The organism is Caulobacter sp. GW821-FHT10A10 (genome assembly GCF_059415745.1).
Genome location: NZ_JBWKNV010000002.1, coordinates 635,512 through 658,432, shown reverse-complemented (window position 1 = coordinate 658,432; position 22,921 = coordinate 635,512). Strand labels below are relative to the sequence as shown.

General features: G+C 69.6%; 23 protein-coding genes. 12 read left to right on the top strand and 11 right to left on the bottom strand.

Annotated elements, in window-relative coordinates:
* Positions 1-16: 16 nt before the first annotated feature.
* Both AC07NS_RS07965 and AC07NS_RS07960 read left to right on the top strand, forming a co-directional pair.
* Complete coding sequence (locus tag AC07NS_RS07965) at positions 17-781, top strand: SDR family oxidoreductase (RefSeq protein WP_494602621.1); 765 nt, start codon at positions 17-19, stop codon at positions 779-781.
* A 127-nt stretch (positions 782-908) separates the two neighbouring features.
* Positions 909-3,485 (top strand): hybrid sensor histidine kinase/response regulator, encoded by a 2,577-nt coding sequence (locus AC07NS_RS07960; RefSeq protein ID WP_494602620.1) that lies wholly within the window; start codon positions 909-911, stop codon positions 3,483-3,485.
* A gap of 129 nt (positions 3,486-3,614) precedes the next feature.
* On the opposite strand, the gene AC07NS_RS07955 is transcribed toward AC07NS_RS07960, so the two are convergent.
* Both AC07NS_RS07955 and AC07NS_RS07950 read right to left on the bottom strand, forming a co-directional pair.
* Positions 3,615-4,064, bottom strand: coding sequence for a response regulator transcription factor (locus AC07NS_RS07955; protein ID WP_494602619.1), 450 nt, complete (start codon positions 4,062-4,064; stop codon positions 3,615-3,617).
* A gap of 111 nt (positions 4,065-4,175) precedes the next feature.
* A complete protein-coding gene (locus AC07NS_RS07950) occupies positions 4,176-4,889 on the bottom strand; it encodes an extensin-like domain-containing protein (protein ID WP_494602618.1) in 714 nt (237 codons plus the stop codon).
* Between the two features lie 112 nt (positions 4,890-5,001).
* On the opposite strand from AC07NS_RS07950, the gene AC07NS_RS07945 reads away from it, so the two are divergent.
* Entirely contained in the window at positions 5,002-6,378 is a 1,377-nt protein-coding gene (locus tag AC07NS_RS07945; protein ID WP_494602617.1) for an MFS transporter, read from the top strand.
* Between the two features lie 37 nt (positions 6,379-6,415).
* Positions 6,416-7,234, top strand: a complete 819-nt coding sequence (locus AC07NS_RS07940; protein ID WP_494602616.1) for a nucleotidyltransferase domain-containing protein — start codon at positions 6,416-6,418, stop codon at positions 7,232-7,234.
* 7 nt (positions 7,235-7,241) lie between these two features.
* On the opposite strand, the gene AC07NS_RS07935 is transcribed toward AC07NS_RS07940, so the two are convergent.
* From AC07NS_RS07935 to AC07NS_RS07915, 5 genes are all read right to left on the bottom strand, one after another.
* Positions 7,242-8,093: a hypothetical protein gene (locus tag AC07NS_RS07935; RefSeq protein ID WP_494602615.1), complete on the bottom strand. Its 852-nt coding sequence runs from the start codon at positions 8,091-8,093 to the stop codon at positions 7,242-7,244.
* 87 nt (positions 8,094-8,180) lie between these two features.
* Positions 8,181-10,172: a methylmalonyl-CoA mutase family protein gene (locus tag AC07NS_RS07930; protein WP_494602614.1), complete on the bottom strand. Its 1,992-nt coding sequence runs from the start codon at positions 10,170-10,172 to the stop codon at positions 8,181-8,183.
* A 135-nt stretch (positions 10,173-10,307) separates the two neighbouring features.
* Positions 10,308-10,793: a VOC family protein gene (locus AC07NS_RS07925; RefSeq protein ID WP_494602613.1), complete on the bottom strand. Its 486-nt coding sequence runs from the start codon at positions 10,791-10,793 to the stop codon at positions 10,308-10,310.
* A 16-nt stretch (positions 10,794-10,809) separates the two neighbouring features.
* The gene (locus AC07NS_RS07920; RefSeq protein ID WP_494602612.1) at positions 10,810-11,640 is read right to left on the bottom strand and encodes an oxidoreductase; all 831 of its coding nucleotides are present in this window, start codon (positions 11,638-11,640) and stop codon (positions 10,810-10,812) included.
* Between the two features lie 158 nt (positions 11,641-11,798).
* Positions 11,799-12,674, bottom strand: a complete 876-nt coding sequence (locus tag AC07NS_RS07915; RefSeq protein ID WP_494602611.1) for a TauD/TfdA dioxygenase family protein — start codon at positions 12,672-12,674, stop codon at positions 11,799-11,801.
* 292 nt (positions 12,675-12,966) lie between these two features.
* Between AC07NS_RS07915 and AC07NS_RS07910 the strand changes: the two genes are divergently transcribed.
* The 6 genes from AC07NS_RS07910 (at position 12,967) to AC07NS_RS07885 (ending at position 19,191) form a co-directional block, all read left to right on the top strand.
* Positions 12,967-14,172, top strand: coding sequence for an aromatic ring-hydroxylating oxygenase subunit alpha (locus AC07NS_RS07910; RefSeq protein ID WP_494602610.1), 1,206 nt, complete (start codon positions 12,967-12,969; stop codon positions 14,170-14,172).
* 1 nt (position 14,173) lies between these two features.
* On the top strand, positions 14,174-14,980 hold the full coding sequence (gene ygiD, locus AC07NS_RS07905; protein WP_494602609.1) for a 4,5-DOPA-extradiol-dioxygenase: 807 nt from the start codon (positions 14,174-14,176) through the stop codon (positions 14,978-14,980).
* A gap of 12 nt (positions 14,981-14,992) precedes the next feature.
* The gene (locus tag AC07NS_RS07900) at positions 14,993-16,066 is read left to right on the top strand and encodes an acetamidase/formamidase family protein (protein ID WP_494602608.1); all 1,074 of its coding nucleotides are present in this window, start codon (positions 14,993-14,995) and stop codon (positions 16,064-16,066) included.
* 4 nt (positions 16,067-16,070) lie between these two features.
* Positions 16,071-17,036 carry a helix-turn-helix domain-containing protein gene (locus AC07NS_RS07895; protein WP_494602607.1) on the top strand — a complete coding sequence of 322 codons (966 nt, stop codon included), beginning with the start codon at positions 16,071-16,073 and terminating at the stop codon, positions 17,034-17,036.
* A 119-nt stretch (positions 17,037-17,155) separates the two neighbouring features.
* Positions 17,156-18,391, top strand: a complete 1,236-nt coding sequence (locus tag AC07NS_RS07890) for a GAF domain-containing sensor histidine kinase (RefSeq protein ID WP_494602606.1) — start codon at positions 17,156-17,158, stop codon at positions 18,389-18,391.
* Between the two features lie 11 nt (positions 18,392-18,402).
* A complete protein-coding gene (locus AC07NS_RS07885; protein ID WP_494602605.1) occupies positions 18,403-19,191 on the top strand; it encodes a polysaccharide deacetylase family protein in 789 nt (262 codons plus the stop codon).
* Between the two features lie 189 nt (positions 19,192-19,380).
* On the opposite strand, the gene AC07NS_RS07880 is transcribed toward AC07NS_RS07885, so the two are convergent.
* From AC07NS_RS07880 to AC07NS_RS07865, 4 genes are all read right to left on the bottom strand, one after another.
* A complete protein-coding gene (locus AC07NS_RS07880; protein WP_494602604.1) occupies positions 19,381-20,034 on the bottom strand; it encodes an Isoquinoline 1-oxidoreductase subunit in 654 nt (217 codons plus the stop codon).
* A gap of 37 nt (positions 20,035-20,071) precedes the next feature.
* Positions 20,072-20,773, bottom strand: coding sequence for a type 1 glutamine amidotransferase (locus AC07NS_RS07875; RefSeq protein ID WP_494602603.1), 702 nt, complete (start codon positions 20,771-20,773; stop codon positions 20,072-20,074).
* 19 nt (positions 20,774-20,792) lie between these two features.
* Positions 20,793-21,371 carry a cob(I)yrinic acid a,c-diamide adenosyltransferase gene (locus AC07NS_RS07870; protein WP_494602602.1) on the bottom strand — a complete coding sequence of 193 codons (579 nt, stop codon included), beginning with the start codon at positions 21,369-21,371 and terminating at the stop codon, positions 20,793-20,795.
* Between the two features lie 107 nt (positions 21,372-21,478).
* On the bottom strand, positions 21,479-21,676 hold the full coding sequence (locus AC07NS_RS07865) for a twin transmembrane helix small protein (RefSeq protein ID WP_487289870.1): 198 nt from the start codon (positions 21,674-21,676) through the stop codon (positions 21,479-21,481).
* A 365-nt stretch (positions 21,677-22,041) separates the two neighbouring features.
* On the opposite strand from AC07NS_RS07865, the gene AC07NS_RS07860 reads away from it, so the two are divergent.
* Positions 22,042-22,260, top strand: coding sequence for a CC0731 family SpdR-regulated protein (locus AC07NS_RS07860; RefSeq protein ID WP_110119254.1), 219 nt, complete (start codon positions 22,042-22,044; stop codon positions 22,258-22,260).
* Positions 22,257-22,904: a TetR/AcrR family transcriptional regulator gene (locus AC07NS_RS07855; RefSeq protein WP_494602601.1), complete on the top strand. Its 648-nt coding sequence runs from the start codon at positions 22,257-22,259 to the stop codon at positions 22,902-22,904. The genes AC07NS_RS07860 and AC07NS_RS07855 overlap by 4 nt, the downstream gene beginning before the upstream one ends.
* Positions 22,905-22,921: the final 17 nt, after the last annotated feature.

Below are 22,921 nucleotides of genomic sequence, written 5' to 3'. Positions count from 1 at the left end.
TTTTAGGGAGCGCGCCGTGAGCCTGTTCGACCTTTCCGGCAAGGTGGCGATCATCACCGGATCCTCGCGCGGGATCGGCAAGGCCATCGCCGAGCGGATGGCGCAGCACGGCGCCAAGGTGGTGATCTCGTCGCGCAAGGCCGGTCCCTGCGAGGAGGTCGCTGCTGCTCTCAACGCCCAATACGGCGAGGGAACGGCCATCGCCGTTCCGGCCAACATCGCCTCTAAGGAGGACCTGCAACGGCTGGTCGACGAGACCCGCGCCGCCTTCGGCCGCGTCGACATCTGCGTCTGCAACGCCGCCAGCAATCCCTATTACGGCCCCTTGGCCGGCATCGCCGACAACCAGTTCCGCAAGATCCTCGACAACAACATCATCAGCAATCACTGGCTGATCTCGATGGTCGCCCCGGAGATGCGCGAGCGGAAGGACGGCGCGATCATCATCGTCAGCTCGATCGGCGGCCTGCGCGGCAACGCCATCATCGGGGCCTACAACATCTCGAAGGCCGCCGACTTCCAGCTGGCCCGCAACCTCGCCCACGAGTTCGGCCCCGACAACGTGCGGGTCAACTGCATCGCGCCGGGCCTGATCAAGACGGATTTCGCCAAGGCCCTGTGGGACGATCCCAAGACCCTGGAGCGCTCGACCGCCGGGGTGCCGCTGCGGCGGATCGGCGAGCCCGACGAGATCGCCGGGGCGGCCGTCTACCTGGCCTCGAAGGCGGGAAGTTTCATGACCGGCCAAGCCATGGTGGTGGACGGCGGGGCGACCATCTGAGCCAGGCTCCACCTGCGCGCGATAACAGCGATCTTTCGGTGCGGCCTAGGGACGCGGCCGTCCGAAATTAACCTCCAGCGGAGAACCTTGACGCTAGGAAAGGGCGGATGTTCGAGGACCGCCGCCCGTGAAGCGCATCCTGCCCCTGCTGCTCGCGCTCGTCGCCCTGGCCGGCGTCGTGGCGCCAGCCCGCGCCGCGACGACGCCGGCCTCGGCGCAGGCGCGCAAGCTGGAACAGCTCTATCGCGAGATCGGCGTGCAGCGGGCCGGACCGGCCCCGCAGGACAACGAAGACGTCGAGCGCGCCGGCCGCCGGGCCCTGCGCCAGCGCGGCGACACCCGCCTCTACGCCCTGTGGCGCGTGCTCTACGCCTACAAGAGCAACCACGTTCAGAAGGCCTTCGACGACTGGGAGGCGACCGTGCGCGCCACCGCCCGTGTCGACGACGATCCCGAGTTGGCGGCGCTGGCCGACCTGATGCAGGCCGCCTACGACCTCGACGCACGTGGACCGACGGGCATGGACGACGCCCGCTGGGCGCGGTTCCTGGGCGGCTCCGGCCGCGAGATCGGCCTGATGGCCGGGGTCGAGCGCATCCGCACCCTGGCGCGCAGCGGCCGCTGGACCGAGGCCAGCCATTTCGCCGGCCAGCTGTTCGAGGACCTGGGCGAGCGCGGCTCGATCGCCCGGCCGCTGCTGGCCGAGGCCCACCAGGTGCATTCGTACACGCTGTCTGACATCGGCGACAAGGACGGCGCCCTCGACCACATGGCCGAGGCCGCGCGCCTGGACGAGCGCGACGCCTTCTACATGCGCAAGATCGAGCGGCTGTACGACATCGCCTACACCGCCGCGGAGCTGGGCGAGATTCCCGCCGCCGAGCGCTTCGCCGAGGTGCACCATCGCATGAGCGTGGGGTCGGGCGATCCGGACCTGCTGACCTGGGACCAGAACCTCTGCGCGGTGATCGCCGACGCCCGCGACGATCCTCAAGGCGTGCTGCGCTGCCTGCGCGACGCCGGCGCGGTGCTGGTCGCGCCGCAGGACCGGGTGGCGGTCTCGATGCTGCGCCTGCGGGCCAAGGCCCTGGCCCAGACGGGGCGAGCCGAGGCCGCCCGCCGAGACCTGACCCTGCTGGACACCGCCCCGCCCCGCGCCGCTCGCCCCGATCCTGTGGGCCGCATGCTGGTCGAGGCGTTCATCGCCAACGCCGAAGGGCGCGGCAAGGACGCCTTCTCGCTGCTCGACCGCTGGCGCGTGGCCCATTCGCGCGAGACCAACGCCGCCCAGGCCGCCACCGCCTCGCAGATCTCGTCGGCGCTGGAAGCCGAGTTGCAGTCCAAGCGCACCGAGAGCGAGCGCCTGACCGCCGAGGTCGAGCTGACCCGGCGCCTCGCCCAGGCCACCGGCGTGATCGCCGCCCTGATGGCCTTGCTGGTGGTCGGCGGCGTCACCTGGGCGCTCTACATGCGCCGGGCCCAGGCCAATCTGAAGGACGCCCGCGGCCGGGCCGAGGCCGCCAGCGAGGCCAAGTCCTCCTTCCTGGCGGTGATGAGCCATGAACTGCGCACGCCGCTGAACGGCATGCTGGGCATGGCCCAGGCCTTGCGCGGCGAGAGCCTGGGCGCGGGCCAGCGCGAGCAGGTCGACCTGCTGATCGATTCCGGCGAGACCCTGCTCGTCCTGCTCAACGACATCCTCGACCTGTCGAAGATCGAGGCCGGCAAGCTGGAGATCGCGCCCACGGCCGGCGACCTGGCCCAGGCTGTCGGCCGGCTGGTCAACGGTTTCCAGCCGACGGCGCGCGAGAAGGGCCTCGACCTCACCTTCGACGTGGTCGGCGATCCGCCGCCGTGCCTGATGTTCGACGTCGTGCGGGTGCGCCAGTGCGTGGCCAACCTGGTGTCGAACGCCCTGAAGTTCACCAGCGAAGGCAAGGTCGCCGTGACCCTGTCTTGCGCGCTCGAGCCAAACAGCGGCCGCCAGTCGGTGCGGCTGACGGTCAGCGACACCGGCATCGGCATGACGCCGGCGACGCTGAACAAGCTGTTCGGCGCCTTCACCCAGGCCGACGCCTCGACCACCCGCAACTACGGCGGCTCGGGCCTGGGTCTCAACATCACCCGCCGTCTGGCCGAGATGATGGGCGGCTCGGTGACCGTGCGCAGCCGCGAGGGCGAGGGCTCGCTCTTCACCCTGCGCTTCCTGGCCGACGTCGCCGTCGGCGAGGCGGCCGAGGCGCCGGCGGCCGAGCCCGCGGCCCTGGAGCTGGACGCCCTGGCCTCGCTGGGCGGACGCCGGGTGCTGGTGGTCGACGACCATCCGGTCAACCGCCGGGTCATCCGCCTGTTCCTGGAGCCCTTCGGCTGCGAGTTGATCGAGGTCGAGAACGGCCAGGAGGCGCTGGACGCCGTCGCCGCCCACCCCTTCGACATCGTGCTGATGGACGTCAACATGCCGGTGATGGACGGACTGGAGGCCACCCGCCGCCTGCGCGCCGACCCGCGCTGGGTGCGCCTGCCGATCGTCGCCCTGACCGCCGACGTGATGCAGACCCAGATCCGCACCTGCCTGGAAGCGGGCATGGACGCCCACGTCGCCAAGCCGATCGACATGCGCAACCTGCTCTCGGTCCTGGCCCAGGTGGTGGTCGCCGCCCAGGCCCCGGGCGTTGCCCGCGCGCGGACGGCGGAGCGGGTCTGAGAACCTCCCCCTGTGGGGGAGGCGATCGCGCAGCGATCGGTGGGGAGAGGACGCACCTTCCAGCGTATCGAAAGCTGAAAACGGCCCCCCTCCGGCCTTTGGCCGCCTCCCCCAAAGGGGGAGGTTCTTTCAGTCGATCTCGAAGGTGTCAGGGCCGGAGGGCTGCGGGGCCTGCTGGGGCTTCGGGGGCGGCGGGGTCACGGGCGCGCGGCTTTCGGCGGCCAGCAGGGCCGAGACGCGCTTGAGCAGGTCGGCGGCGGTGAACGGCTTGACGATGTAGCCGTTGGCCCCGTCGTTGAGCGCCTGCTTGACGGTTTCGATGTCGCCCCGGGCGGTCATCATCATCACCGGGGTACGCAGGCGGCGCAGGCGGCGGATGACACGCAGGGCCTCCAGGCCGTTCATCCCCGGCATCTGGATGTCGAGCAGCACCAGGTCCGACTTGGCGTGACCCAGGGTCTCCAGGCCGACCGCGCCGTTGGGCGCCCCCGAAACGCGGTGGCCGGCCTGGCTCAGCACCAGGTCGACGAACTCGCGGACCAGCGGATCATCGTCGATCACCAGGATGGAGTGGGGCATCGGCGGGCTTTCGGGGGAACGCGTCGGGTACTCGACCAACTATAGCGCGCACGCCCGGCGCCTCGCACCCCCGCGCGCCGAATTCCGGCGGGGCGCGCTCTATTGTCGCGCTCAGCGGCAGAGGCGGTAGGCGCTGAGGTCCAGATGCAGATGGTCGGCGTGCGCGGCGTTGTAGTCCGGGCTCAGCACCGCCCCGAACACCTCGCAGGCCCCGGCCCGCGCAGTCCGCAGGAAACGCCCCTCGGGACCGGGCTTGCGGAAGTCGGCGGCCAGTGTCAGGCGGCGGCCGTCGGCGAGGCGGACGCCCGAAACGTCCAGGGCAGCGGCGCGGGCGTGCTGGCTGGGCCGCTCGCCGGGACGGCCGTAGATCGTGCGGCAGGCATAGGTCCCGAAGTGATCGACGCGGGTCAGCGGGCTGCCGAGAATCCGCTCGGCGGTCGGCCCCAGCACCTGCCGCTCCCAGACCGCGTAGCGTAGGGCCAGCGGGCAGGTCATCACCGGGGCGGCCGGCGACAGCAGGCTCGACGCCCGCACCGTGTCGCGGGTCGAGCAGAAGCCCTGGTCGCGCACCGGCTGGTCGATGGGCTCGATCCCGCCGGCCCGCAGCGCGGCGCGGCAGGCGGCCGGATCTGCGCCGATGCGCGACAGCTTGGCTTGCGTCGCCAGACCCAGCGGCTGGTCGATCGAGAACGGCTTCCACGGCAGGTCCTGCGGCGGCGCGATGCGATCGACCAGAGCGAAGACCAGCAGGCCGGCGAGGGCCGCGTCGAGCAGCAGGCCGCCGATCTCGGCCAGAACCAGGGCCTGGGGCGAAGCGGGTTTCACCCGCCTTCAACGGCGGGGCGAGCGTTCCGGTTCTGTGCAGCGGCTTGGCGAGCGGCGCGGAAACGGGCATGACCGCCTGCCCGGCTCGCAAGGGCCGCCGAAGAGACCGTCGATGTCCGTCGCCGCCGACCGCACCGCCCTGCTGGACCGCGCCCTGCTGCCGCGTTTCGGCCTGCTGTGCCTGGGCATCTGGCTGAACGCCGCCGACACCCTGGTCACCGCCACCATCATGCCCAGCGTCGCCCGCGAGATCGGCGGCCACCAGTATTTCGGCTGGTCGGTGGCGGCCTATCTGATGGGCTCGATCGTCGCCGGGGCGTGCAGCGGCAAGTTCTCGCAAGGCCTGGGCCTGCGCCGGGCCACAGCCTTCGCCGGGGTGGTCTACGCCGCCGGCTGCGCCATGAGCGCCCTGGCGCCCGAGTTCGTCACCTTCGTCGTCGGACGCCTGATCCAGGGGCTGGGCGCGGGGGCCGTGGTGGCCCTGTGCTACGTCGCCATCACCGCCCTGTTCCCCGAAAAGCTGTGGCCGCGCGTCTATGGCGCGGTGGCGGGCGTGTGGGGCGGGGCGACCCTGCTGGGACCACTGTTGGGCGGAGTCTTCGCCGCCGCCGGCTTCTGGCGGGGCGCGTTCTGGGCCTTCGTTGTCCAGGGCGTTATTTTCGTCGTCGCCGTGCTGGCCATGCTGCCGGGCGAGAAACGGTCCGAGAGCCGCACGCGCATCCCCAGCCGCCAGCTGGCCCTGCTGGTCGTCGGGGTCAGCCTGATCGGCGCGGCCGGGGTCGTGGCCTCTCCGGCGACCGCCGGGATCTGCGCCGTGCTGGGCGTGGCCGCCATGGCCGCCATGCTGGCCGTCAACCGCGCATCGCCCGACCGTCTGCTGCCGCGCTCGGCGGCCGACCTTTCCACCGCCACCGGCCTTGGCCTGCTGGTCATGTTCGCCTGCGAGGCGGCCGCCATCGGCTTCACGGTCTACGGCCCCGCCTTCATCCAGGCCCGCCACGGCGCCTCGCCCCTGGTGGCCGGCTACGTCACCGGCGGCATCGCGGCCGGCTGGACGGTCTGCGCCATGCTGGTCGCCCGTCTGAAGGTCGAGCACGAGCCCCTGGCCATCCGCGCCGGCGCGCTGGTGATCCTGGCCGGCGTCGCGGCCTCGGCCCTGGCGGTGTCGCGCGGCGGCCTGTGGAGCACGGGCCTGTCGCTGCTGGCCGTCGGCTGCGGCTTTGGCCTCTGCTGGGCGTTCCTGGCCCGTCGCACCATCGCCGGCGCACCGACGCAGGAGCAGGCCCTGGCCTCGTCGGCCGTACCCACGGTGCAGCTGATCGGCGGCGCGACCGGCTCGGCCGCCGCCGGCGCCATGGCCAACCTGCTGGGCTTCGGCCACGGCATCGACCCGACCGCCGCCTTCGCCCACGGCCCCTGGCTGTTCGGCGCCTTCGTGCCGCTGGCGCTGATCGGCTTCGCGGCGGCCTGGCGGCTGGCGCGGGACTGAGCTTGCGGCGAAGCTGGTCGGCGGCCACAACGCCAGGATGACCGACGATCCCCGCTTCGCCGACGCCGTCGCCGCAGACCGCCGTGACCAGATCACCCGCCGCCTGGCCGAAATCGCCCGGGAGGAAGGCGTGCGCATCCTGCTGGCCGTGGAATCCGGCAGCCGCGCCTGGGGCTTCCACTCGCCCGACAGCGACTACGACGTCCGCTTCGTCTACGCCCGGCCGGTCGCCGACTATCTCGCCCTGACCCCGCCGCGCGACGTCATCGAGCGGCCCATCGACGATGACCTCGACATCGGCGGCTGGGACGTGAGCAAGGCGCTGAAGCTGGTGGCGCGGGGCAACGCCGTGGTCTCCGAATGGCTGTCTTCGCCGATCCTCTACGCCGAGGATCCCGGTTTCCGGCAGGTATTCGAACCGGTGGCGGCAGCCTGGCGCGACCTGCACGGCGACGTCGCCCACTATCACGGCCTGGCCCGCCGCCAGTGGGGCAGCTTCATCGAGGGACGCGAGCAGGTGCGGCTGAAGAAGTACTTCTACGTCGTCCGCCCGGCCGTGGCCCTGCAATGGCTGCGCGAACACGGCGAGGCTCGGCCGCCGATGAGCCTGCCGCGCCTGCTCGACCAGGTGCGCCTGCCCGCCGACGCCGCCGAGGCTCTGGAGGACCTGCGCCGCCGCAAGCAGGCGGCCGGCGAGACCGTTGGCGTAGGCGAACGCATTCCCGCCATCGACGCCTATGTCCGCGAACAGATGGCCTGGGCGGTCGGCGCCAAGCCGTCGGTCGCGCCGCGCGATCCCGCCCTCTGGGCGCGGACCGAGGCGGCGTTTCGAGCGCTGGTCGGCTTCGAGGGCTGAAGGCGGCTCAGCGGTCGCTGGAGCTGCTGAGGGCGATCAGGGCCAGGGCCGGGTTCTGGGCGACGGCGAGCATCGACACGGCGGCCAGGGCGCTGTCGTCGCGGCCGTCGGCCTCGGTGGCCGCCCCGGGAATGGGCGTGACGATGGAGTCGGGCGGCGCGCCCGGCGCGGGGCCGATCTCCAAGTCGGGACGGTAGCGGAAGATCTCGGCGCGGACGGTGTCGACGCCCAGCGCCAGGGGCGCAAGGTCGATCTCGACGTCGCTTCCCACCGCCCGATCGGCGGCGTCCAGGCTCGGCAGGTCGTTGGGACCCAGCCGCAGGTCCAGCTTGCCGAGGCGATGGCGAACGCGGGGACGCACGGCCTGCAGCACCGGCCAGGGGATGGTGCAGCCCAGTTCGCGGCTGTAGAGGCCGGCCGCGTCGATCCGCAGCTCGACCCAATCCTCCAGCGGCTTGCGTCGCCAGGCCAGCCAGCCGAAGCCGGCGCTGACGGCCAGGGCGTAGACCACGCCCCAGGCGTCGCCGTACCACCAGGACTGTCCGGCCAGCACCAGGCCGATGGCCAGGCCGCCGAAGGGGACGCGGCGCTTCCAGCGCGCCTGGAACAGACTCTTGCGGCTGACGCGCCACACGCCCAGCTCCGGCTGGTCGGGGGCGTCCTCCTTGCGGTTGGCGAACCAGAAGGCGGCGACTGAAACCAGGCCGGCGACGAACAGCGGCGGGGTGACCTCCGGCGATCCGCCCCAGACGCCCAGCAGCAGGCCGCACCAGATCGCGGTGGTCGCCATCTCGTGCGCCAGTTCGCGGGTGGGCAGGTTCGCCTGCACGCCGTCGGCGACCTTGCTCAGGGGACTCATGCCATCCGAGCCGCGATCGGCCGGGACGTCTGGATCATCAGGGCGCGCATCGCTCATCACCCTAGGATAGCGCGACCATGGCGGCGCTCAACCCGCTTCCGCCAGGGCCGTCGCCTCGACCAGCCGCACCACGTCGCCCATGATCTCGGTGATCCGGAAATCCTTGGGCGTATAGATCCGCGCCACGCCCATCTGCTTGAGGATCAGGGCGTCGGCCTCGGGAATGATGCCGCCGGCGACGACGGGGATGTGGTCCAGCCCTTCGGCCCGCATCAGCCGCACGACCTCCTGCACCAGGTCGAGGTGCGAGCCCGACAGGATCGACAGGCCGACCACGTGGGCGCGGCTCTCCTTGGCGCGGCGGACGATCTCCTCCGGCGTCGAGCGGATGCCGTCGTACACGACCTCCATGCCGCACGCCCGGGCCCGGGTGGCGATCTGCTCGGCGCCGTTGGAGTGGCCGTCCAGGCCCGGCTTGCCGACGAGGTAGGTCAGGGTGCGGCCCAGCACCTGCGAGACCCGCTCGACCTCGGCCTTCACCGCCTCGACGTCCTCGGCCTCGCCGGTGGAGACCACGATCGCCACGCCCGTCGGGCCGCGATATTCGCCGAACACCTCGCGCAGCGCCCCGGCCCATTCGCCGGTGGTGACCCCGACCTTGGCGGCGGTGATCGAGGGTTCCATGATGTTTCGGCCATCAAGCGCGGCGGCCTTCAGGTCGGCCAGGGCGGCCTCGACGGCGGTCGCGTCGCGATCCGCGCGCCAGGCCTGGATGCGAGTGACGACCTCGGCTTCGAGCTTGGGATCGATCGTCTCGATGTTGCCCTCGCCGGCCGACAGGGGCGAGGGCTCGCTGTCGGTCCAGCGGTTGACGCCGACCACTGTCAGGTCGCCGGTCTCGACGGCCCTCACCCGCTTGGCGTTCGACGAAACCAGTTCCGCCTTCATGTAGTCGATGGCGCTGGCGGCGCCGCCCATCTCGTCGATCAAAGCCAGCTGCTCCAGCGCCCCCTTCGACAGCTCGGCGACCTTGGCCTCCACCACGTGGCTGCCGGCGAACAGGTCTTCGTATTCCAAGAGGTCGGTCTCGTAGGCCAGCACCTGTTGCAGCCTCAGCGACCACTGCTGGTCCCACGGACGCGGCAAGCCCAGGGCCTCGTTCCAGGCCGGCAGTTGCAGGGCCCGGCAGCGCGCGTCCTTGCTCAGGGTGACGGCCAGAGCCTCGATCAGGATGCGGTAGACGTTGTTCTCGGGCTGCGGCTCGGTCAGCCCGAGGGAGTTGACCTGCACGCCGTAGCGGAACCGCCGGGCCTTCTTGTCCTGCACGCCGTAGCGCTCGAGCAGGATCTCGTCCCACAGCTTGGTGAAGCTGCGCATCTTGCAGAGCTCGGTGACGAACCGCACCCCGGCGTTGACGAAGAAGCTGATCCGCGAGGCGACGATCTCGAAGTCTTCCTCGGGCACCTGACCGCCGGCGCGGACGGTGTCCAGCACGCTGATCGCCGTGGCCAGAGCGAAGGCCAGCTCCTGCTCCGGCGTCGCGCCGGCCTCCTGCAGGTGGTAGCTGCAGACGTTCATCGGGTTCCATTTCGGAACCTCGCGATAGCACCAGGCGATCATGTCGCCGATCAGCCGCAGGCTCGGCCCCGGCGGGAAGATGTAGGTGCCGCGCGACAGGTATTCCTTGATCAGGTCGTTCTGGGTGGTGCCTTGCAGCAAGGCCCGATCGGCCCCCTGCTCGTCGGCCAGGGCGACATACATCGCCAGCAGCCAGGCGGCCGGGGCGTTGATGGTCATGGAGGTGTTCATCTTCTCCAGCGGGATCTCGCTGAAGAGGGCGCGCATGTCGCCCAGATGGCTGATCGGCACCCCGACCTTGCCGACCTCGCCTCGGGACAGGATGTGGTCGGGGTCGTAGCCGGTCTGGGTGGGCAAGTCGAAAGCCACCGACAGGCCCGTCTGGCCCCGCGCCAGGTTCGAGCGATAGAGCGCGTTGGATTTCTCGGCCGTCGAGTGGCCGGCATAGGTGCGGAAGATCCACGGCGGATCGGGCGCGTGCTGATAGGCCTTGTCCGACATCCTGCGCTCCCGGCGATCTTTTCTGGTTATCGCCGGATGATGCGCCGGTGTTGGGTGCGGTGCAATATGAGGCTTCGCAGGTGCGAGGGTGGCCGAGCCCAAACCTCAAGGAACCTCCCCCAGAGGGGGAGGTTCCTATTCGCGCGTAAAGCTCTCCGGCACTTCCGGGTTCTGCCCAGCCTTGCCCCACAGCACGATCTCGTTGCCCCACAGATCCCGGAAGGCGTGGTTGTAACCGTTGAACTCGGCCCAGTAGTGGTCGCGCCAGAGCAGGGTGGCGCCCAGGCTCTGCGCGGTTCCCAGGATGCGGTCGGCGCTGTCGTCGTCGCCGATCAGGATCCAGATGCGCGGCTTGCGGCCGTCGGTCGACAGCGCGCGGGGCTCGACGCCCGTGCTTTCCGGGTGCGGGCGGGCGTTGGCGGCGTCGAAAATCCCCAGATGCAGGTTGCCGATCTGGCTGTCGGAGCCGTCGGGGTTCTTGAACTGACCGCCCGGGACCATGCGGTGATAGATCCCCTGCGGCCGGGCGTCGTTCTGCCAGCCGAACACCTCAGCGTAAAACTCGCCGGCCTTGGCGGGATCGTCGCTGGCCAGGTCGACGAAGATCAGGGTGTTGGTCACGGCGGAGTCCTTTAGGTCAGTCGAAGGCGATGGAAAGGGAAAGGTCGCGCCAGGCGTCGATGTCGGCCTTCAGGCCGTCGGCGGCGTAGGCGGCGTATTTCAGGGCGTCCTCGCCCAGCAGCAGGTGCAGGGGCGGCTCGGGCGCATCGACGATGGCCAGCACCGCCAGGGCGGCCTTCTTCGGATCCCCGGGCTCGGACCCGGCGTGGTCGGCCATGATCCGCTCGGCGTCGCGGGCCAGGCCCTCGTAGTCGGCGAGCTTGTCGGCGACGATGGTCTTGGAGCCCTTGGCGAAGCTGGTGCGCAGGCCGCCGGGGGCGACGTTGACGACCTTGATCCCGAGTTCCGCGACCTCGGCCGCCAGGGACTGGGTCAGGCCTTCCAGCGCCCACTTGCTGGCGCAGTAGACGCCAGTGCCGGCCCAGACCGCCAGGCCCGATACCGAGGTGATGTTGACGATCCGCCCCGAGCGCCGCGCCCGCATGGCCGGCAGCACGGCTTTGAGCACACTGAGCGGCCCGAAGACGTTGGTCTCGAACTGGGCGCGCACCTCTTCCAGCGAGGCTTCCTCCACCGCGCCCACCAGGCCGTAGCCGGCGTTGTTGACCAGCACGTCGATCTGGCCGGTCAGGCCTTCTGCGGCCTTCACCGCGTTCTCGACGGCGACCGGGTCGGTGACATCCATGACCAGGCCGTGGGCGCGGCCGGGCGCCAGGGCCTCGAAGGCGGCGACGTCGGCTTTCTTGCGCACCGTGCCGGCCACGACGTCGCCCCGCGCCAGGGCGGCCGCGGCGATCTCGCGCCCGAGCCCGCCGGACACGCCGGTGATCAGCCAGGTCTGGGTCATGGTGGATGGTCCTGTCGAACAAGATCCTCCCCCTCTGGGGGAGGTGGCCCAGAGGGCCGGAGGGGGGACGTTATCAGCTGACTAGGCGTTGGCCGTGTTCAGCAACAACTTCCCCCTCAGTCGCTCCGCGACAGCTCCCCCTTCAGGGGGAGCGTCCATTAATAGGGCTTATCGCCCTTCACCCACAGGCGGTGCATGGTCCGGAAGTACTTCTGGTCGTCGTACAGCGTGCCGGTGTGCAGGGTGCAGCGGTTGTCCCACATCAGGATGTCGCCAGGCCGCCACTTGTGGGCGTGGACGAAGCGCTCCTGCGTCATGAATTCCACCAGCTCATCGAGCAAGGCCAGCCCCTCGGGGCCGGGCTTGCCGATCACCTCGGTCACCGTGCCGGTCGAGGGCCACAGGGCCTTGCGGCCGTCCGAGGGGTGGGTGCGGATCAGCGGGTGCTCGACGTCGGGATTGGCCGCCTCCATCTCGGGCGACAGGATCATCTGCTCGCCGAAGGTGCGGGTGGCCATGAAGTGCTTGTAGCTGTGGTGCAGTTGCAGCGGCAGCAGCTCGGCCTGCTTCTCGGCGCTGAGTGCGTTCCAGGCGGCGCAGCCGTCGGCCAGCAGGGTGTCGCTGCCTTCCTCCGGCGCCTCCACGCAATAGAGCATGGTCAGCATCACCGGCTCGGGCTTGTAGCTGTAGTCGGTGTGCCAGCCGACGCCGTCGTTGTGGGCCCCGATCGGCTGGCCGTCGACGACGCGGTTGGAGAGGATGAAGATCTTCGGATAGCCCGGCAGGGTGAAGCGGGTCTGGGTGTGGTCTTCCGGATCGCCGAACCGGCCGATGAAGGCCATCAGGTCGTCCGGGGTCATCTGCTGATCGCGCACCAGAACCGCGCCGTGGGCGTGGAAGGCGGCCACGACGCCGTCCAGTTCGGCGTCCGAGGCGGTCGGCAGGTCGATGTTCAGGATCTCCGCGCCGAAGTCATCTTGCGCGCCCTTCTTGAGGGGCTTGGTGGCCAGGGCGGGCGGTGCTTCGGCGAGCATGGGATCGACCTTCGGGTGACTGTATGGCGGCAAGCCTAGGCGGCTGAAAAACCACGGTCTTGCCTCAGAGCGCCCTGTCTCTTTACCCCATCTCGTGCGCGTACGGTCAAAAGCCCGCCTCCTGTACGTCCCGGCGACAGCAGCGCCCGTTCGACGGGCGACGGCGCGGCGCGCCCCTGCGGCTGACCAAGTTTTCGTGCGCGCTGGAGCAAGACCGGGGCGTGTCACGGCGCCAGCCTTGAGGGGTCTTCTTTCCCTTCCCCAAACCCTTCCTCAAAGCGAGCGCCCGGCCGTGACCCTGTTCAGCGACGCCTTCTTCGACGGGCTGTCCAGCTCCACCCACGAGGTGGGGACGGCCGAGACCCTGCCGCCGGCCTGCTACACCGACGCCGCATTCTACGACTTCGAGAAGGCCGCCTTGTTCGACCGCGAGTGGCTGTGCGTGGGCCGGGTGGACCAAGTGCAGGAGCCCGGCGACTTCTTCACCACGGAGATCGTCGGCGAGCCGATCCTGGTCACCCGCAACCGGGCCGGCGAGATCAAGGCGATGTCGTCGGTGTGCCAGCACCGCGCGATGCTGGTGGCCGAGGGCAAGGGCAACGCCCGCGGCTTCGTCTGCCCCTATCACCACTGGGTCTATTCGCTGAACGGCGACCTGGTGAACGCCCCGGCCATGGACCGCACCTGCGGCTTCGACAAGAAGAAGATCAGCCTGCCGACCTTCAAGGTCGAGATCTGGCTGGGCTTCATCTTCATCAATTTCGACGCCGAAGCCGAGCCGCTGGCCCCGCGCCTGACGGCTGTCGAAGCCGCCATCGCCAATTTCGACCTCGAGACCGCCGAGGCGCTCGAACCCATGACCGGCCAGTTCGCCTGGAACTGGAAGGTGATGTTCGAGAACAACAACGACGGCTACCACGCCAGCAAGCTGCACCGCGGCGTGCTGCACGACTTCATCCCCAGCGAGCTGGCCAGCTTCCCGGAAGCTGAGCCGGGCGACGCCGGCTTCCTGCGCTACAACGGCACCCTGCACCCCGACGCCAGCTTCAACCCGACCCAGAAGGCGGTGCTGCCGATCTTCCCCAAGCTGTCGGACGAGGACCGGGGCCGGGCGACCTTCGCCAACATCCCGCCGACCCTGTCGCTCGTCATGACCAGCGACATGATCATCTACCTGATCCTGCGGCCCACCGGCCCGGAGACCATGGCCCAGGACACCGGCATCCTGGTCGCCCCCGGCGCGCGCGATAGCTACGGCTTCAAGGAGCGTCTGGAGATGATCATGACCTCGGCGGGCCAGATCATCGCCCAGGACATGCATGTCGACGAGCTGGTCCAGAAGGGCCTGCGCTCGCGCTTCGCCATCCGTGGCCGCTACTCCTGGCAGGAGGGGGCCCAGGTGCAGTTCAACCGCTGGCTCGCCCCGCGCTACCAGGCCCAGTGGGCGCGGCTGAAGGGCGCCGACGCCGCGCCCTCGACCCCGGTGGAGGCCGCCTGAGATGACCTCGCGCCTTCCCGTCGTCTTCTTCGGTCACGGCAGCCCGATGATCGCCCTGGAGACCAACGACACCACCAAGACCTGGCGGTCGATGGCGGCCGAGATCGAGGCCAAGCACGGCAAGCCCAAGGCCATCCTCTGCGTCTCGGCCCACTGGATCACCAAGGGCGTCGGCGTCACGGCGATGACCAGCCCGCGCACCATCCACGACTTCGGCGCCTCGTTCCCGCGCGCCCTGTTCGAGGTGCAGTACCCGGCGCCGGGCTCGCCTGACCTTGCGGCCCGTGTGCGCGACCTGCTGGCCCCGGAGATCCCGGTGGTGCTGGACGAGCGCCAGTGGGGCTTCGACCACGGAACCTGGTCGGTGCTGTGCAAGGCCTATCCCGACGCCGACGTGCCGGTGATCCAGCTGTCGATGGACGGGACCAAGTCTCCCGAATGGCACTACGAAATGGGCCAGCGCCTGGCCCCGCTGCGCGACGAGGGGGTGCTGATCGTCGGCACCGGCAACATCGTCCACAACCTGCCGGCCATGGACTGGGGCGACCGGCACTGCGCGCCCTACGACTGGTCGCAGCGCTTCAACGAGGCGATCAAGACGGCCATCGCCGATGACCAGCCGCTGACCGCCGTCGAGTTCGAAAAGCTGGGTGAAGACGCCCGCCGTTCGGTGCCGACCCCCGACCACTACTGGCCGCTGCTCTACGTGCTGGGCGCGCGCCTGCCCGGCGACGTCGCCCGCTTTTCACCCGACCACATCGAGCACGGCTCGCTGAGCATGACCAGCGTCACGCTGGCTGCGGCCTAAACGGAGATTCCGATGCCCTTCATCTGCGAACCCGGCCAGGTCCGTCCCGACGTCGCGCCCGGCGCCCTGCACCACCTGAAGGCCACGCCCGAGACCATCCACTGGGGCTATTTCGACCCGTCGATCAAGCCGGCCCTGCGCATCAAGAGCGGCGACCTGATCCAGGCCGAGGCCATCACCCACCACGCCGGCGACGCCCCCGACCTGATGATGGACGCGGCGATCACCAAGATCTTCACCGAGGTGCCGGAGGACGACCGCAATCCCGGCGTCCACATCATGACCGGCCCGATCTACATCGAGGACGCCAAGCCCGGCGACGTGCTGGAGGTGCGCTACCTGCGCATGGTCCCGCGCAACAACTACGGCTCCAACCTCGCGGCCAACTGGGGCTATCTCTACAAGGAGTTCGGCGAGAAGGAGCGGGTGACGATCTACGAGCTGGACGCCGACTACAACACCGCCAGCGCCCTCTACGCCTACGACTTCCCTGGCAAGTACCTGACGCCGGGCACGATCACCAACTGCCCCGAATGCGATCGCCAGAGCGCCCTGCCCGGCGTGCGCATCCCGGCTCGGCCGCACCTGGGCACCGCCGGCGTCGCGCCGGCCGTCGACGGCCGCGTCAGCACCATCCCACCCGGCCTGCACGGCGGCAATATCGACAACTGGCGGATCGGAGCCGGGGCGACGATGTACTATCCCGTGCAGGTGGAGGGCGGACTGTTCTCCATCGGAGATCCCCACGTCAGCCAGGGCGATGGCGAACTTTCAGGCACCGCGATCGAAAGTTCGCTCAACGTCCTGATGCAGATCGTCCTTCGCAAGGATTTCGAGACCCCCGGGCCTTTGCTGGAGACCCCCAAGTGGTGGATCGTCCATGGGTTCGACGAGGATCTCAACGTGGCCATGCGGCAAGCCTCCCTCAACATGCTGAGCCTGCTGTCCGACCACGTCGGCCTTTCCAAGAACGACGCCTATTCGCTGATGAGCGTGGCCTCCGACTTCGGCGTGACCCAGGTGGTCGACGGCAAGCAAGGCTGCCACGTGCGCATCCCGCGCGACATCTTTCCGAAGAAGACCTAAGGCCTTGCGCGCCTGGTCGTTCAGCACCGACAGCTATCCCCGCGCCGAACGCTCGGACGCCTGGCGCGAGGCCATGTCGCGCCTGGGCTTGCCGGTCGAGAGCCTGTCGGAACTGGAGCCGGCCTCGACTTCGGTGGTCTGCCTGACCAGCCCCCTGGGCATCGAGTTTGCTTTGGTCAACGCCGGCGCCCAGACCATCTCGGGCCGCCTGACCAACCAGCCGGCGGCGGTGTGGATGGCGGTGCTGCTCGACGGCCAGGCGGCGGTGGTCAGCGACGACCTGGCCGAGGACCTGTCGATCGGCGACATCGCCTTCGGCCCCACCGGCCAGGCGGCCGCCCTGCGCCTTTCCACCCGCTGCCGGCTGATGTTCGTCCGCGCACCACGCGTGGCCCTGAACCATCGTCTGGTCGCGCCGCGCGCCCTGCGGGTCGGTCGCCTCCGGGGCGAAGGCGGGGTCAAGCACATCCTCTCGGGCCTGCTGCGCTCGACGGCGGATTCGCTGGAGGACCTGACCGTCGACCAGCTGCGGCCCGTCGAGCTGGCCCTGGCCGAGTTCCTGGGCCTGTGCCTGCTGGAGGCCGGAGAAGAGCGCGGCGCCGCCTGGCCGACCGACGCCCGCAGCGCCCACCTGCAGCGCCTGCGCCAGACCATCGAGACCCTGCTGCCCGACCCGAACCTGACCATCCGCCGGGTGGCCGACGAGGAAGGCGTCTCGCCGCGCTACGTGCAGAAGCTGTTCGAGGGCGTCGAAGAGACCTTCAGCCACTATCTGCGCACCCGCCGGCTGGAGCGCTGCCGCAACGACCTGGCCAGCCCGCAGTTCGCGCGGCTGTCGATCTCGGAGATCTGCTTCCGCTGGGGCTTCAACGGCAGCGCCCACTTCAGCCGCGCCTTCCGCGACCAGTACGGCTGCTCGCCCCGGGATTTCCGCCGCAGCGTACGCGACGAGGAGCGGGTGGCGGCCTAGGTTCCAAAAGCCGCTATGGCGTCCGGGCGGCGGGCGTTGCTATGGTCACGCGCGGCGAAAGGCGGAAGGCCTTCGCGAGACCCATCCCAGTGGGTTGTCACCGTGTCTGGGAGGGGCGCATGGATTCCGACGACTTGGCGACGAACACGGACAATCCCGCGGGTCGGGCGGGAGGCCCGGCCACGCCGGCGGAGCTGCTGGCCGATGTCGCCAAGGTCGCCAAGATCGAGGTGGTGCCCCAGATCCTGGAAGTGATCTGTCGGACCACCGGCATGGGCTTCGCCGCCGTCGCCCGGGTCACCAAGGATCGCTGGGTCGCCTGCGCCGTGCGCGACGAGATCGGCTTTGGCCTGCTGCCCGGCGGCGAGCTGGAAGTCGCCTCGACCATCTGTGACGAGATCCGCGACAACGAGACCGCCGTGGTCATCGACCACGTTTCCGAGGACCCGGTCTGGCGCGATCACCACACGCCGCTGCAATACGGCCTGCAGAGCTACATCTCGACGCCGATCCACTACAACGGCCAGTTCTTCGGCACCTTGTGCGCCATCGACCCTCGCCCCGCCAACCTGCGGGGAACCCAGGCCCTGGCGACCTTCGAGCTGTTCGCCAAGCTGATCGGCAGCCATCTGGAGGCGCAGGATCGCCTCGTGGAGAGCCAGGCGGCCCTGGCCACCTCGCGCAACGACTCCGAACTGCGCGACCAGTTCATCGCCGTGCTCGGCCACGACCTGCGCAATCCCCTGGCCGCGATCAACGGCGGCGCCCGCCTGCTGCGCAAGCAGCCTTCGGGCGAGAAGGCCGAGTTCATCCTGGGCCAGATGGAGCAGAGCGTCGCGCGGATGGCGGGGCTGATCGACGACGTCATGGACTTCGCCCGCGTGCGGCTGGGCGGCGGCTTCGGGCTCGAAGCCCGCGCCGTCCCGCCGGAGGCGCTGAACCCGTCGCTGGAACAGCTGGTCGCCGAACTGCGCAGCGCCCAGCCGCACCGGCGGATCGAGTCCGAGATCGCCGTGAGCCAGACGGTCGTCTGCGATCCCGCCCGGATCGCCCAGATGCTGTCGAACCTTCTGGGCAACGCCCTGACCCACGGCGACCCGGCCCAGCCGGTGAGGGTCGAGGCCGCCACCCGCGACGGCCTGTTCGTGCTGTCGGTGGTCAATGGCGGTCCGGCCATCCCGCCGGAGACGATGGCCAAGCTGTTCCAGCCGTTCACGCGTGGGTCAGCCGAGATGCAGCAGGGCCTGGGCCTGGGGCTCTACATCGCCTCGGAGATCGCCCGCTCCCATGGCGGCGCCCTGGCGCTGGAGTCCGACGACCAGGAAACCCGCTTCTCGTTCTCCAAGCGGCTTTAGGGAGCGCGCCTATGAAGACCTTGCTGGCGATCGTCATGAGCCTGGGCTTGGGTCTTGTCGGCGGTGTCTCCGCCGCCTGCGCCGCCCAGTGGCCGAACGGGGCCAAGGCGGCCGTGGCCCTGACCTATGACGACGCCCTGGTCTCGCAGCTCGACAACGCCGTGCCGGCCCTGGACGCGGCCGGCTTCAAGGGCAGCTTCTTCCTGTCGAGCGTCAAGGCGGCCGACATTCCGCGCTGGCGGGCCGCCGCCGCCGAAGGCCACGAGCTGGCCAACCACACGATCTTCCACGCCTGTCCGGCGGCCAACTTCCCGGCCGATCCGCGCTATGTCGCCGAGGCCTACACCCCCGCCAGCCTGCTCAAGGAGATCGAGCAGCAGAACGTCCTGCTGACCGCGATCGACGGCAAGACGCGCCACGGCTTCGCCACGCCCTGCGGGGCCAGCAAGGCCGGCGGCGTCGACTATCTGGAGGCGCTGCGGGCCTCGGGCCTGGTGACCTACGCCCGGGGCGTGGTGACCACGCCGGAAGACCTGGCCGGCGCCAGGATCGACCCGATGCATGTGCCCTCGCGCGGCTTTCCGGAGAGCGTGACCGGCGCCCAGCTGATCGACTTCGCCAAGAGCGCCGCGGCCGGCGGCGGGGTGGCGGTGTTCCTGTTCCACGGCGTGGGCGGCGACTACCTCCAGGTCTCCAACCCGGCGCACCAGGAATTGCTGGCCTGGCTGAAGGCCCATCCCGACCAGGTTTGGGTGGCGCCGTTGCAGGAGGTCATGGACTGGGCCGCGGCCCACCCGTGAGGCTCTAGGGCTGATCGACATTCACCGGCCTGGGCTCATTTTCCACCGAGCCTCCCCGCGAAGGCGGGGATCCAAGCCGCGTTTGCGGTCGATCCACGGTCACGCCTCATCCTGAAATCCAGCTTGGGTCCCCGCCTTCGCGGGGATGCGCGGATTTGAAGGTCGCGAACAGCCGAATGTCGATCCGCCCTAAGCCTTCGGGCACTTGGCGCCGGTGTCGATCCAGGCCTGCACCAGTTCGCCCAGCTGCGCCTGCGTCCCCGGCGCGGGCTTGCGGCCTTCGCCGGGGTTCCAGGCCCAGCCGACCAGGTGGTCGTGGGCCATGTGCTGCTGCAGCTGGGCCAGGGTCTTGCCGCCGTTGCGGGCCGGATCCTTCAGCTGGGCGCAGATCGCCCCCAGCGACTTGCCCTGCCAGGCCATCTTCGCCGGGGCCACGGCCCATTTCGGATCGCCCGGCATGCTCTTGATGTGCTCGCCGAAGGTCGCGACGTTGGCCGGGCCGTGACACGACCGGCACGGCAGGCCGTCCGGCCCATGACCGGCCTCGCCGGCCACCATCGGCGGGTCGTGCGGATGCAGATCATCGCCCTGGGTCGGGACCCGCGTGGCCGGATGGCAGTTCAGGCAGCGCGGGCTCTGGATCACCTTGCCGGCCTCCGCGAACAGGGCCAGCGACCGGGCGGCCGGATCCTTGATCGACTGGAAGTCGGCTGCGGTCTTCAGCGCGACCGGAGGCGCGGCCGCCCCGGCGGGTACTTCGCCCTGGGCCAGGGCGCCCGCCGCCAAGGCTCCACCCGCGAGGGCGAGGCCGGCGATCAGCAGCAGGGCGGCGGGGCGGGACATCGGCATCTCCGTTTCCCCCCGCCTGCAACGGCCAGGATCAGGCGCCGGTTGCCTCGTTCAGGAAGCGCTCGATCCAGACGGCGATGCGGCGGCTGTCGTTGGGCGCGGCCAGCGAGGCCACCGCCGCATCGGCCTCGGCCTCCGAGAACCGCGTGCCGCGCCGGCTCTCGATCAGCGCTCTGGCGTAGGCGACGTCGAACTCCGGGTGGAACTGCATCGACATGGCCTTGTCGCCATAGGCCAGCACGCCGAACGGGGTGAAGGCGCTGCCGGCCAGCACCCGCCCGCCGGGGGCCAGGGCCACGACCTGGTCCTGGTGCGAGCCCGGCGCGCTGACGCTGGAGCCGTCATCCATCCAGCCGGCCGCGTGCGAGACCGCATAGCTCTGCAGGCCGATGCCCCAGCCGCGCTCGGACTTCACGGCGCTGCCGCCGAAGGCCTCGGCCATCACCTGGTGGCCGAAACAGACCCCGACGATCGGCGCCTTGTCGCGGGCGTTGGCCAGGAAGCCCTTCAGCGGCGCGATCCACGGCAGGTCGTCATAGACGCCCGCCGAGCTGCCGGTGACCAGCCAGGCGTCGCAGGCGTCGACCGTCTTGGGCAGCTCGCCGGCCTGGACGTCGAAGGTCGTGTAGTCGTGGACCGGCCCCAGCAGCCGCTGGAACATGCCGCCGTAGCGGCCGTGGTCGGGGATCAGGCTTTTGGGCGGCTCGCCCGTCTCCAGGATACCAATACGCATCGTCTTCCTGCCGCAGGTCCTATCGCGTCGCGCCGGGCTTCCACAGCACGTCCCGCGCGCCGTCGGAATTGGCGCGTCGGGCGGCGACGAACAAGAGGTCCGACAGGCGATTGAGATATTTCAGCGCCGGCTGGCCGACGATCTCGCCCTCGGTGGCGGCCAGGGCCACGCAGGTGCGCTCGGCCCGGCGGCAGACGGTGCGGGCCACGTGCAGGGCGGCCGACAGCGGCGAACCCGCCGGCAGCACGAACGAGGTCAGGGGCGAGAGACGTTCGTTGATCAGGTCGATCTCGGCCTCCAGACGCTCGACCTGGGCCTCGACCACGCGCAGCGGCTCCCATTCGGGCTTTTCGTTCTGCTCGGGGGTGGCCAGATCCGCGCCCAGATCGAAGAGGTCGTTCTGGATCCGCTCCAGCATGGCGTCGAGCTCTAGATCCTCGCCCGCGTGCTGGCGGGCGACGCCGATGAAGGCGTTGGTCTCGTCGACCCCGCCATAGGCCTCGACCCGCAGGGAGGCCTTGCTGACCGGCTCGCCCGTCGACAGCCGCGTCGAGCCCTTGTCGCCCGTGCGGGTATAGATGCGGTTCAGGACGACCATATGGTTACCCTCTGAAACAAAGCTGCAAAATCAGCGGGCTAGAGCAAGAGCATGGCAGCCGAAAGTGTTCGCGGTTTCGGCGCCCGCCATGCTCCAACTAATGAATCCTAGCGGTGGCTCCACCAGAAGGCGGCCACCAGCACCAGCACGGCGACGAACTGCAGCACCACGCGCAGCCGCATCAGCCGGTTGGAATAGGACCGGCCGAAGTCGCCGCCGCGGAACAGGGCGTAGATCCCGACGCACAACGTCGCCAGCACGGCGAACAGGGCGACGGGGATCAGGATCTGAAACAGGTTGGCCATGGCGCCAACCTAGAGGGTGACAGCCGAAATCGAAACGATTTCGGCGGCCGTCACCCTCCAAATTTCGATGGCGGGCCTCCAGGGAACGCCAGCACAGCCAACTCACCCCAAAGTTCACAGAACACGTTCGGCGAGTGCGTTCGTTGAGTGCATTTGTCGCATCGACGGACGATGAGCGCTACCATAGAACGAAAACCAGCCAAGGTTCATCGATTTTGGCTATATTTGTGGGTTGAAATCCCTTGCGCACAAGGGTAGACGCCCCCACTTGAATTCACAGTGCGCGTTCGTTGAACATGATCGACACCCAGCCGCGGATCGTTCAGCGCAGTTTGTTTCCGCGGTCGGTCTGGAGAGAAGACGACATGTCGCAGAGCGCCCGGCTCACCGCGGCTCCCTCCGAACGGGAAGAAGCCCTGGCGGAAGTCCGCCAACTGATCATCGACCTTCGCGACGCCGCCCAAGACGGCCGCGATCTCGCCCGCCGCTACGCCGACGTCCTTCAAAACGTCGTCGACGAGTACTGCATCGAATTTGAAAAGCGCGCTGAAGCCGCGCTCGCCCGCCTGGAGGCCGCCGCATGAGCTTTGTTTCCGTCAACATCGAGTCCGGTTCCGAAACCCCGGTGAAGCTGACCCGCCGGGCGCTCGCCAAGCAGCGCACCCGCGAGCGTGTCCTGTCGGCCGCCCGCCAGCTGTTCAGCGAGCGCGGCTACGAGGGCGCCACGATCCGTGACATCGCCCAGGCCGCCGGCATGTCGACCGGCGCGGTGTTCGCCAGCTTCTCGGACAAGAGCGAGCTGTTCGACGAGATCCTGACCGCCGACTACGAAGTCATCTACGCCCAGATGAAGCAGGCCGCTCGCGACGGCGAGAACGTCGCTGACGCCCTGCTGGGCCTGTTCGGCGTCGCCTACAGCTTCCACCTGGAGCAACTGCCGCTGCTGCAAGCCAGCATCGCCGTTTCCTGGACCCGTTCGGACGCCGCCGAGAAGCGCGCCCGCGGCGACATCAAGCACCTGTTCGCCCTGATCAACGACGCCCTGGAGCGCGGCGTGAAGGCCGGCGAACTGAAGGCCGACGTCAACACGAAACTCGTGGCCGAGATCGCCTGGGACGTGTATGTGGCCAACTATCGCCGCGCCGTCTTCGACGGTTGGACGGTCGAGAACCTGGTGGCTCACCTGCGCGAACAGCTCACGCTGATCCTCGCCGGCGCGCGCGCCTGAGGACGGTCCCGCCGGGG

Excerpts from the sequence above, each read along its gene's own strand:
- AC07NS_RS07955 (WP_494602619.1), bottom strand. The coding sequence starts at position 4,064 with ATGCCCCACTCCATCCTGGTGATCGACGATGATCCGCTGGTCCGCGAG.
- AC07NS_RS07945 (WP_494602617.1), top strand. The coding sequence starts at position 5,002 with ATGTCCGTCGCCGCCGACCGCACCGCCCTGCTGGACCGCGCCCTGCTG.
- AC07NS_RS07940 (WP_494602616.1), top strand. The coding sequence starts at position 6,416 with ATGACCGACGATCCCCGCTTCGCCGACGCCGTCGCCGCAGACCGCCGT.
- AC07NS_RS07935 (WP_494602615.1), bottom strand. The coding sequence starts at position 8,093 with ATGAGTCCCCTGAGCAAGGTCGCCGACGGCGTGCAGGCGAACCTGCCC.
- AC07NS_RS07930 (WP_494602614.1), bottom strand. The coding sequence starts at position 10,172 with ATGTCGGACAAGGCCTATCAGCACGCGCCCGATCCGCCGTGGATCTTC.
- AC07NS_RS07920 (WP_494602612.1), bottom strand. The coding sequence starts at position 11,640 with ATGACCCAGACCTGGCTGATCACCGGCGTGTCCGGCGGGCTCGGGCGC.
- AC07NS_RS07915 (WP_494602611.1), bottom strand. The coding sequence starts at position 12,674 with ATGCTCGCCGAAGCACCGCCCGCCCTGGCCACCAAGCCCCTCAAGAAG.
- ygiD (WP_494602609.1), top strand. The coding sequence starts at position 14,174 with ATGACCTCGCGCCTTCCCGTCGTCTTCTTCGGTCACGGCAGCCCGATG.
- AC07NS_RS07900 (WP_494602608.1), top strand. The coding sequence starts at position 14,993 with ATGCCCTTCATCTGCGAACCCGGCCAGGTCCGTCCCGACGTCGCGCCC.
- AC07NS_RS07890 (WP_494602606.1), top strand. The coding sequence starts at position 17,156 with ATGGATTCCGACGACTTGGCGACGAACACGGACAATCCCGCGGGTCGG.
- AC07NS_RS07885 (WP_494602605.1), top strand. The coding sequence starts at position 18,403 with ATGAAGACCTTGCTGGCGATCGTCATGAGCCTGGGCTTGGGTCTTGTC.
- AC07NS_RS07880 (WP_494602604.1), bottom strand. The coding sequence starts at position 20,034 with ATGTCCCGCCCCGCCGCCCTGCTGCTGATCGCCGGCCTCGCCCTCGCG.
- AC07NS_RS07875 (WP_494602603.1), bottom strand. The coding sequence starts at position 20,773 with ATGCGTATTGGTATCCTGGAGACGGGCGAGCCGCCCAAAAGCCTGATC.
- AC07NS_RS07870 (WP_494602602.1), bottom strand. The coding sequence starts at position 21,371 with ATGGTCGTCCTGAACCGCATCTATACCCGCACGGGCGACAAGGGCTCG.
- AC07NS_RS07865 (WP_487289870.1), bottom strand. The coding sequence starts at position 21,676 with ATGGCCAACCTGTTTCAGATCCTGATCCCCGTCGCCCTGTTCGCCGTG.
- AC07NS_RS07860 (WP_110119254.1), top strand. The coding sequence starts at position 22,042 with ATGTCGCAGAGCGCCCGGCTCACCGCGGCTCCCTCCGAACGGGAAGAA.
- AC07NS_RS07855 (WP_494602601.1), top strand. The coding sequence starts at position 22,257 with ATGAGCTTTGTTTCCGTCAACATCGAGTCCGGTTCCGAAACCCCGGTG.